A 9,473-nucleotide genomic window follows, 5' to 3' on the forward strand; every position below is an offset into this window, starting at 1 on the left:
TTTTGTCATAAACTAATTGAGTTTCTGCATTCCAAGATTGTTCTCTCACACAAACTTTATATGTCCCATCTTTTTGCTTTTGCTGGTATTCAACATTAATACTCGGAATTAACTCTGATGTTTGGAAGTTTAATCCTTTTGTTAGTATTGGTAACCAAGTACCTTTTTTAAAGTCTTCAACCCTAAATTTAATTGATTGTATACGGTCTCTAATCGAACGGAATTTTCCCGCATCAAGTTGTTGAGTCCCACTTTTACGACTAGCTTTAAATCCACCTCCCACACTTGGCTTTTTTGAGCAAACCCTAATTGGGGTTAACTAACATTAGAGGTTGATTGTATTCTACTGGTTCTCCATTTTTAATTAAAATTTCTACTATTTGTCCAGATACCTCAGCTTCAATCTCATTCATTACCTTCATCGCTTCAATAATACAAACTGTTTGGCCAGAAGTAATTCGATCGCCCACCTCCACAAAAGCTGGTTCATCAGGAGCAGGAGCGCGATAAAAAGTACCAACAACTGGAGACAAAATTTCTTCAAATTTATTTGCAGCTTGAGGTGGTCCTGCTGAAGGAATGGCAACAGTTTTAGAGGTAGCTGTTGTTTCCAATGGAGCTACATTAGGAGAAACTAATTCAGAAATAGCATTGCTCTGTTCAGGAGAAGGAGATAAGGGGCGATCGCTGAGTGAAGTTCCCTTGCGGACTGTCAGTTCTAAATCTCCACTTTTCAAAGTCAATTCCGAAATATTAGTTTGGTCTATTGCTGTTAATAATTCCCGAAGTTGATGTAATTCTAATTCCACAGTTTTTATATCCCTACTTAGATTAGTGTTAATATAAATTGATTTTCAATAAAAATCTCAAGTTTATTAATGCTTTAATATATGAATAAAATCATAAAAAGTTTTCACTTACATAAATAAATACAGCAGATTCGGTGAGCGATGTGGCATAACTGACAAAGTAAATATTTCTGGCTTATTCCTTATCCTCCAACCCATCTTCCCTACTCCCTATTGCCCATTTAAAATGTACAATTTGAGACCAAAAGACAGGGGATAATACCCCTGCCAGGAAACTCATAAGTGCCCTATTGTTGCTCTCTACCCAAGTATTTGTCATCACGGGTATCTATCTTAATTCGTTCTCCTTTAGATATAAACAAGGGAACCATAATTTGAGCGCCTGTTTCCACAATAGCGGGTTTACTACCACCAGTAGCAGTATCTCCTTTAACCCCAGGGTCAGTTTCGATTACTTCTAATACTACCGAGTTTGGTAGTTCCACCTCTATTACTTGTTCACCCCACTTAGTGACACTGACCTCCATACCTTCACTTAGGTACTTAACACGCTCACCAATTTGCTCGGCACTTAGGCTGGACTCTTCATAAGTTTCCATATCCATAAATACAAATTGGTCACCATCTTTATAGGTATGCTGCATTTCTCTCTTGTCCAAATTAGCTTGAGGAATTGTTTCTCCAGCTCGAAAAGTTCGTTCTACAACATTACCATTTTGTGCATTTTTGATTTTTGTTCTAACAAAAGCAGAACCTTTACCTGGTTTAACGTGTAGAAATTCTACTACTCGCCAAACTGAACCATCTAACTCTATAGTCGTACCGGGGCGAAGATCATTACTAGAAATCATATAACACCGTGATTGCGGTTTTTAATTATTCAGATTAGAACTTAACATTAGAGATCCTACAATACTCTCTATAAATATTTGAAGGAGTTTAATTAGAAGCAAAGATTCGGGGGTTGGAATAATGGTTGAGTATTGTCGGATGTAGAAAGGAACTTTTAGCAATCATGTAAATTTTTGTTCCTAATACCAAGTTGTTCAAAATCCCTGTTACCAAAACAACTTCTGACTTCTGACTTTTGACTTCTGCCTTCTAAAAAATCCCTATTACCAAAACAACTTCTGACTTCTGACTTTTGACTTCTGACTTCGTTGAGACTGTGGACAACCATGTAAGATTAGTTAAGGGAATAAAAGTTCAGAAATATGCTAAATCTATACAATTTCGTAATTAACACTTGTAAACGCCTGCTTAAAACTGGCATCCTAGCGCTGCTACTCTTTACGTTGTCTATTGGTATTAGTGCTGCTTGGTGGAACGGTGATACTACAACAACTCGTCAAAGTCGTTTGCCCCAAGGCGATCCTATTAAGGATGGTAGGGCTTTGTTAAGGTATGCCCTACCGATAGAAAATGAACCTGTCCGTAAAATACAAAGTAGTCTGGAGGATATTTCTAACAGACTGCGGGGTAAACGTTGGACTTCTGTTGGTAGTGATATTGGGGCTGCATCTAGGGTTCTCACCACCAGTAAGTCTAAATTACTAGCTAGTGTGCCTGAATCAAGACAATCTGAGGCAGAGGCCATAATTTCTAGACTTGATGAAGGCATTCTTAATATTAGAGAAGTTGTTGAAGCTAAAGATGGGGAACAGGTATTGGAGCAAAGGGCAGAACTACTGACATTGGTGGGTCAGCTTGAACAGTTGATGGTAGAAGGGTTTCCGTTTGAAGTACCTTCAGAGTTCTCTAATTTAGCGCAACTGAAAGGTCGCGCTACTATTGAGATGGAGACTGATAAAGGTTCTTTGACTTTAATTGTTGATGGTTATAGCGCCCCTATTACAGCAGGTAATTTTGTAGATTTGGTTCAGAGGGGTTTTTATGATGGCCTAGATTTTATTCGCTCAGAACAATCTTATGTATTGCAAGCTGGAGATCCTCCTGGGCCAGAAGTTGGTTTTATTGACCCCGATAGTGGTGAGTACCGTAATATCCCATTAGAAATTTTGGTCAAGGGAGATAAGGAACCAACATATAGTTTTACTTTAGAAGAAATTGGTCGTTTTCGGGAACAACCTGTTCTACCTTTTTCTGCCTATGGTACAGTGGCTATGGCTCGGCCTGAAGAAGAAAATGATGGTGGTTCTTCTCAATTTTTCTTTTTCTTATTCCAACCAGAATTAACGCCTGCAGGAGTTAATTTATTGGATGGTCGTTATACGGTTTTTGGTTATGTGGTGGAAGGGAAAAAGGTTTTGGAACAATTAGGTAAAGGAGACAAGATTATTTCTGCTAAGGTAGTAGCTGGATTGGAAAATCTTGTGGAACCTGAAGCTTAAATTGATTAGGTATAGCGTTACGCGCAATTCAAAAGTTAGAAGTTAGAAGCAAGAAGTAATCCTTAACTAAGTTTGAGTATTTAGAAATGTCTTAACTTATGACTAAGTTTGAACATTTAGAAATGTCTTAACCTATTTGCGTAGTGCTATAAAATTAGGGTAATTGGGTAATTTAGTCGCGAAAATTATATATAGTTACAAGACTCAATTACCAATTACTCTAGTTAAATTAAGCAAGGTAAATTTAACTTGTCTGAAATCGGAAAAAAAGTTGAGAATAATTAGGTTAATTTATTTAGTTATATTCTAATTAGATTGATGAGTTTTCCTAGTTTTTGTGCCTCATTCCTGTTCAGGTAAAAAGTGAATTTTATCCTTAATTTTTACTTCTGACTTTCTCCTCCTTATTACTGAAAAACTAATTAATCAATCCTCTTATGTTTCAGGGCTATTTCATTCTAGAATCAAGTGACAATTTTACTAGCTTTTAGAGATTGGTTGATATAAACTTCAATCCTTGAAAAAGCATATTTTTGTTAATGCACAAAAAGTAAAAAATTAGAATGAAATAGCGCTGCTTATGTTTAAGAAGAGGTAATTATTAATTATTAATTATTAATTATTAATTAATTAAATGGCTATTATAGAATTTGTTATACTTACTGGATTAGGAATTATATTAGGTGCATTGATAGTTAATATGTTAAATGATAGACAGCAGCAGCGTATTTTAGATGATGCTTTCTATAGATTGTTACAGTTTCAAAATGGTAAAATTTCTCTAATTCAATTAGCTGCTGCTGCTAAAGTTGATGCTCAAATTGCTCAGAAATATCTAGAAACTCAAGTACAAATATTTTCGGCAATCCTAGAAATAGATGAACAAGGAGACACATTCTACAAATTTCCTAAGTTAAGTTTACCCCCTATTTTAGATCGACAACAATGGTGATTTCAGTTATCAGTTAGTAGTGACACTTCGCGAAGTGTCTGTACATCAGTTATCAGTATGGGAATATTTAAGGATACGGTTTTTCGATAACTTTACAACTAGATTTATAGCACTTTTGATGATTACGTAGACTGCAAAGTAGGGAGGTTCCATGGAACTTCCCTAAATGATTCTGATGCTATTAAACCGATCCTAATCTCTGATAAGGCCAAAAACGAAATATTGCTCTACCTATAATATTTTTTCTAGGCAAAAAACCCCAAACATGAGAGTCGTTGCTATTGTTGCGATTATCTCCCATCACAAAATATTGATCTTCTGGAACTTTGACTGAAGTTGGCAAAGCATATTCAGGGGGTTCAGCAATGTAATTTTCAGAAAGGGGTTGATCATTAACATATACTGTACCGTCCTCAATTCTAATAATATCTCCTGGCAAACCTATCACTCGTTTGATAAAAGCTTGATTTTTGCCATAACCATAGCGTCGTAACTGTTGGGGTGGTTCAAAGACGATGATATCACCTGCTTCAGGTGGATGAAAATTGTAAGATACTTTTTCTATTACTAGACGATCGCCTATTTCTAAGGTTGGTATCATTGAGTTTGATGGTATGTATCTCGGTTCTGCTATTAATATTCGGACTAATAAAGATAAGGATAGAGCGATCGCTAAAACTTGAATATTTTCTTTTTGTTCCTGCCATATTTTTAACCACCAGGGAGTTGTGGAGTTAGTTGCGCTCGGTTGATTTAGGGATTCTTTTTCTGATGTCATTTCTATAGTTTCAAATTTGACTATTTCTATTTTACAGCAAAACTCCTGGGAATTAGCATTTATCTATTCAACACTTTAGATGTATGGCATTAGAGCAAGGAAACAAAAGCAAATTATTTTCATAATTTTTGCTAGAATTAAATAATTATTGACATCTTAACTAAAATTACAGCAGTTTCGGAGGCGCATGAGGTACAAAGCTTTACTATTTGTTAAAAGCTGGAAACCTATTAGTAATGAGTAGGTAACACAACCTTCCAGGTTGTTACAGCCTTGAAGGCTGTGTTACACTGTACCTCACCATCCTCATGCATTGCTGTAAATAAAAAATAAGAGAGGCAACTTCGATGCAAGTTCAAACTGAAAAACGCTATTATACTCCTGAAGAATATCTAGCTTTAGAAGAAACTTCAGAGTACAAAAGTGAATATCATAATGGGGAAATAATACCAATTACTGGTTGCACAACCAACCATAATATTATTGCTGGAAATTTTTATACAAGATTTCCTTGGAGAATTAAACAACAATCCTATAAAGTATTTTTTGCTGATGTGCGTCTCTGGATACCTTTAAAAAATCGGTATCTTTATCCAGATGTTATGGTAATTCAAGGAAAACCAATATATGCTGGAACTGGAAAAACAACTGTTACTAATCCATTAATAATTGTTGAGGTGTTGTCTGAATCTACTAGCAATTATGATCAGGGAGAAAAGTTTGATTTTTATCGCTCAATTCCTGAATTTAGAGAATATATTTTAATCGAACAATCAAGATATTATCTAGCACAATATACTAAAAAATCTAAAAATCAATGGTTGTTGACTGAGTATCATGGAGAAAATAATATCCTCAAATTAGCAACTGTTGAAGTGGAAATTCCTTTCGACGAAATTTATCAAGAAGTCGATTTTTCAGAAACTGAAGAGTAGCGATCGCTCTATGTAGAAAAACCGCTACTTTTCTTTCTAAAGTTAATTTTAGCTACTACTTAAATACGATTTTGCCATTTTTGAGGATTTTGTTTGGCATGAAGGCAAGCTATAAAAATAACAGAATCATCTTTGAGTAGATAAAATATTCCATAGGGAAATTTTCTCACAATAGTACGATGAACTTGTTTATAAATTATTGGATAAGCTAAAGGATTTACTTTAATTAAAGATAGACAGTTCTCAATAGCACTAAGAAATTCTTATCCAAGTTCCGGACGACAATTTTCATACCAAATATAAGCTGCATCTAAATCTTTTTCTGCTTCAGGTTGAATAATAATTTTGTAGTTCATTTTCTGTTTTTAATTCTTTGCTTGACTTCCTCCCAGTTTGAACCTCTTGCCGAGTTTTGCTCATATAATTCTAAGCGATAATCTAGTTCTTGTTTTTGTTTTTCTGTTAATTCAATTGCATCGGGTATATCGGTAATACTATTCCAGATATTTTCTATTAATTCTAGTCTTTCTGAAATACTGAGTTGTAAGATTTGTTCGATTAGTTGAGTAGTCATAATTAAATTTGTTAAATAGACTTATTTAGATTTTAACATATTATTAGCGATCGCTTTCGGCATTGATAGTTAGAGTAATTTAGAGTAATATACAAAATTAATTACCTAAATTTGTAGAATGAGCGATCGTATTAAATTAACTCCTGAAGATATTGCTCTATACCGAGAGCAATTTTCTCAAAATAACCAAGAGGAAGCCCTCTATGCTCTTGATGCTATTGAAGAAGAGAATAGAAATTTAGCACAGGCTGCTGCTCGGTTAGCAGCAGAGTATGATATAGAAGATATGATGGTCTCTAGGTCAGTTCCTAACATTCTTGAGGAATTAGCCGAAAAATCACGCAATATTGTCTGTGATGAAAAATTTATAGATGAGGTAATGTCGGGGCTGTTAAGTGCTGGTGTAGCATCTTTGTGTGCCGCAGGTCAAATTCCTGAAGCTGTTGCAGCCCCGTTAGTAATCTATCTGGCTAAAAAAGGTATAAAAAAATGGTGCAATTCTCACAGTGAAGGATAGTTAAAATCCTACTGCAGTGAAGGCTGCCCAATAAAACGGAGAGTTAAAGGGATGGGGCTGAGAATTTATACGTTTTTTTGCCTTATTTATAAAATTATTCTTGCCTTTTTCTGATTTTCCTTGGTAAATAATGTCAATGTAGGGTTGAATTTTCTCTAGAAATTCTTCCCCTTCCTTGCTAGTTAGATTCCTTAACCACATTTGAGCATCTTTTAAAGCTATTGCTACAGTACCTTCTCCCAATTCTGGGTAGCTTTTGAGGTTTTGATAAAATTTGACCATTAAAAAAGCTGTAGAAACGTCAGCTACTGTCCACAAACTACAGACAACACTGGGGCTGCCTGCAAGTATAAACCCACTAGGAAGACTAATATATTCGTCGGTTGGACTGTATAACCCACTTAACCCAGTTTCACAAGCAGAGAGGGTGACGAGGCGACATTGACTTAGGTTGAGTCTAAAGATTTCTGCTAGGGTAAGTTTCCCATCTTCTTGACTATCATCTTTGGCTAAAGAAAGCGCAGAGTCAAATGCAGAGCCATTATCTAGATCTAAGTGGAAGTTGCCATGGCAGGAGAAATGACTACAGTGGGATGATTGGAAATGGGGGTTGGTTTTGACTTTTGTTTCACTAGCATCCTCTCTAATTAAGACTTCTGCTGAATCAAAACACGAACGAATTGTCTGTACTTCTAAGTCAGCGTAGATTAAATCCTTTGTGGGGTTTTGCACGGCAAACAGTTGACTGAAGTGGGGACGTTGTTGTTTGTGAGTGAGTTGTAATATTTGGCTACTGGGGGCATAACTAATACCTCTGTCAAAGCGATCTATCAGCAAATCGCCATTTTCTAGGGGCATTACATGGAGAGGAAACAGGTGCAGTCCACGATGAGGAATGAGAATGAGACGGTTACATTTAATCCCTTGTTTTTCAAAGATGTTATCTATTTTGGTAAGGAGGCGATCGATATTTAGTATCTCAGCTAGACGCTTAAGGTTAGAATCTAAATTCTTTATCCACTGATTTTTTTCCCAAACATATTCTTTGAAATAATCGCCACCCCAATGAGCAAAGGTTTCTTTTTCTTCAGCCGATGATTGTTCCACTATAGGGTGCTGACTATTAGCAGTAATGATAAAGGTGATAATTTTGTTATGGGCGATATACCACTTAATCATAGCAGTATGTTGATCGAGAAGGTTTTGAATATCTCTGAACAGAATTGGGTCTACCCTCTCAGTTAAAGTGAAATTGGGATCTATATCTTTAATTTGATTTAGTACCTCATCTAATTCCTGCCGTGATTTTTCTAATTCTTGCTGTAGACGTTTCTGTTTCTGTGAGTTTTCTAACGATTTTTGCTCCCGCGATTTTTGCTCCCGTTCTTTTGATAGCCGCTCTATAGCTATCTCTCGCAATTGGCTTTCCAGTGATGGCTTGTTTTGCAGCCATTGATCTAGCTCAGCGATAAATTCTTGAGGAGTATAACCTTGCTCTTGTAATTGTCTTTCCAGTGATGGAATGTTTTGTCGCAGTCGTTCTAGCTCGGCGATAGCTTCTTGAAGAACATTACCTTTTTGCAGCCATTGATCTAGCCCAGCGATAAATTCTTGAGGAATATTACCTTGCTCTATCTGTAACTGTCTTTCCAGTGATGGAATGTTTCGTCGCAGTCGCTCTAGCTCGGCGATAGTTTCTTGAGGAACATTACCTTTAGGATAGAGTTCGCGCTTGACAAGGAGTCCTACTAGAGTACGGGCTTTGGTGCGTTCGACTGTTTCTATGGCTTTATCCCATTGGCCTAGATTGATGTATGCTTGCACCTGATTTTGATAAACCTGCATTGCTTGTGCTATAATTTCCTGGCGACGTTCATCGGTGGTTGCCCAAGTGCGACTAACTTCTACTGCTTTTATAGCTTTTTCATAAGTGTCGGTAGCGAGTTGCCAGTTTTGGTTGTCAAAATATAGGTGGCCTAAGTAGCGGGTAGTTTTGAGATGTTCGAGAGGGTTGGCTTCTAGGGTGCAAACCAGCAAAGCTCGTTGGAATGCAGCAATGGCAGATTCAATATTCTCGGCTTTGTCTCCCCTTGTTCTCTCTCTGTAGGCAGCCCCGAGATTATTTTGAGTTATTGCCCAGTCCATAGGAAAACCAGTTTGGGTACGCACCAGTAAAGCCTGTTGGAATGCAGCAATGGCAGATTCAATGTTCTCAGCTTTGTCTCCGGTTGTTCTGTCACTGTAGGCAATGCCGAGATTATTTTGAGCTATTGCCCACTCGATGGGGAAGTCAGTTTGGGTGTAAACCAGCAAAGCTTGTTGGAATGCAGCAATGGCAGATTCAATATTCTCGGCTTTGTCTCCCCTTATTCTGTCCCAGTAGGCAATACCAAGAATGTTTTGAGTTGCTGCCCAGTCGATGGGAAAGTCAGTTTGGGTGCGCACCAGCAAAGCTTGTTGGTATGCAGCAATGGCAGATTCAATATTCTCGGCTTTGTCTCCCCTTATTCTCTCTCTGTAGGCAAAGCCAAGATTATGTTGAGCCATTGCCCATTGA

9 protein-coding genes and 1 pseudogene are annotated in these 9,473 nt (G+C 36.9%); 4 read left to right on the forward strand and 6 right to left on the reverse strand.

From position 1 onward, the window contains the following. The 3 genes and pseudogenes from F6K40_RS36220 to efp all read right to left on the reverse strand — a co-directional run. Positions 1-283, reverse strand: a pseudogene (locus F6K40_RS36220) (hypothetical protein); the annotation flags it as partial. Positions 284-305: 22 nt separating this feature from the next. Next, entirely contained in the window at positions 306-809 is a 504-nt protein-coding gene (gene accB / locus F6K40_RS36225; RefSeq protein ID WP_293143817.1) for an acetyl-CoA carboxylase biotin carboxyl carrier protein, read from the reverse strand. Positions 810-1,096: 287 nt separating this feature from the next. Next, a complete protein-coding gene (gene efp, locus F6K40_RS36230; protein ID WP_293143820.1) occupies positions 1,097-1,660 on the reverse strand; it encodes an elongation factor P in 564 nt (187 codons plus the stop codon). A gap of 363 nt (positions 1,661-2,023) precedes the next feature. Here efp and F6K40_RS36235 point away from each other — a divergent pair, with 363 nt between their 5' ends. Together F6K40_RS36235 and F6K40_RS36240 are read left to right on the forward strand one after the other, a co-directional pair. Then, on the forward strand, positions 2,024-3,160 hold the full coding sequence (locus F6K40_RS36235) for a peptidylprolyl isomerase (RefSeq protein ID WP_293143823.1): 1,137 nt from the start codon (positions 2,024-2,026) through the stop codon (positions 3,158-3,160). Between the two features lie 634 nt (positions 3,161-3,794). Beyond that, on the forward strand, positions 3,795-4,112 hold the full coding sequence (locus F6K40_RS36240) for a hypothetical protein (protein ID WP_293143826.1): 318 nt from the start codon (positions 3,795-3,797) through the stop codon (positions 4,110-4,112). Positions 4,113-4,293: 181 nt separating this feature from the next. Here the strand turns inward: F6K40_RS36240 and lepB are convergent, their stop codons facing one another. Then, positions 4,294-4,890, reverse strand: a complete 597-nt coding sequence (gene lepB, locus F6K40_RS36245; RefSeq protein ID WP_293143829.1) for a signal peptidase I — start codon at positions 4,888-4,890, stop codon at positions 4,294-4,296. A gap of 347 nt (positions 4,891-5,237) precedes the next feature. Here lepB and F6K40_RS36250 point away from each other — a divergent pair, with 347 nt between their 5' ends. Next, positions 5,238-5,825 carry a Uma2 family endonuclease gene (locus F6K40_RS36250; RefSeq protein ID WP_293143832.1) on the forward strand — a complete coding sequence of 196 codons (588 nt, stop codon included), beginning with the start codon at positions 5,238-5,240 and terminating at the stop codon, positions 5,823-5,825. A gap of 352 nt (positions 5,826-6,177) precedes the next feature. Here F6K40_RS36250 and F6K40_RS36255 read toward each other — a convergent pair whose 3' ends face one another. Beyond that, the gene (locus tag F6K40_RS36255) at positions 6,178-6,399 is read right to left on the reverse strand and encodes an addiction module protein (RefSeq protein ID WP_293143834.1); all 222 of its coding nucleotides are present in this window, start codon (positions 6,397-6,399) and stop codon (positions 6,178-6,180) included. Positions 6,400-6,517: 118 nt separating this feature from the next. Here F6K40_RS36255 and F6K40_RS36260 point away from each other — a divergent pair, with 118 nt between their 5' ends. Then, a complete protein-coding gene (locus F6K40_RS36260; protein WP_293143837.1) occupies positions 6,518-6,916 on the forward strand; it encodes a hypothetical protein in 399 nt (132 codons plus the stop codon). On the opposite strand, the gene F6K40_RS36265 is transcribed toward F6K40_RS36260, so the two are convergent. After that, the coding region (locus F6K40_RS36265; RefSeq protein ID WP_293143840.1) for a CHAT domain-containing protein at positions 6,917-9,473 on the reverse strand (2,557 nt) is incomplete at its 5' end.

The sequence above is a fragment of the Okeania sp. SIO3I5 genome (genome assembly GCF_010672085.1).
Classification (GTDB): domain Bacteria; phylum Cyanobacteriota; class Cyanobacteriia; order Cyanobacteriales; family Microcoleaceae; genus Trichodesmium.

What these genes read in the sequence shown, in the direction of transcription:
- F6K40_RS36260 (WP_293143837.1), top strand. Translation starts at nt 6,518, where the DNA reads ATGAGCGATCGTATTAAATTAACTCCTGAAGATATTGCTCTATACCGA.
- F6K40_RS36255 (WP_293143834.1), bottom strand. Translation starts at nt 6,399, where the DNA reads ATGACTACTCAACTAATCGAACAAATCTTACAACTCAGTATTTCAGAA.
- efp (WP_293143820.1), bottom strand. Translation starts at nt 1,660, where the DNA reads ATGATTTCTAGTAATGATCTTCGCCCCGGTACGACTATAGAGTTAGAT.
- F6K40_RS36235 (WP_293143823.1), top strand. Translation starts at nt 2,024, where the DNA reads ATGCTAAATCTATACAATTTCGTAATTAACACTTGTAAACGCCTGCTT.
- lepB (WP_293143829.1), bottom strand. Translation starts at nt 4,890, where the DNA reads ATGACATCAGAAAAAGAATCCCTAAATCAACCGAGCGCAACTAACTCC.
- F6K40_RS36250 (WP_293143832.1), top strand. Translation starts at nt 5,238, where the DNA reads ATGCAAGTTCAAACTGAAAAACGCTATTATACTCCTGAAGAATATCTA.
- F6K40_RS36240 (WP_293143826.1), top strand. Translation starts at nt 3,795, where the DNA reads ATGGCTATTATAGAATTTGTTATACTTACTGGATTAGGAATTATATTA.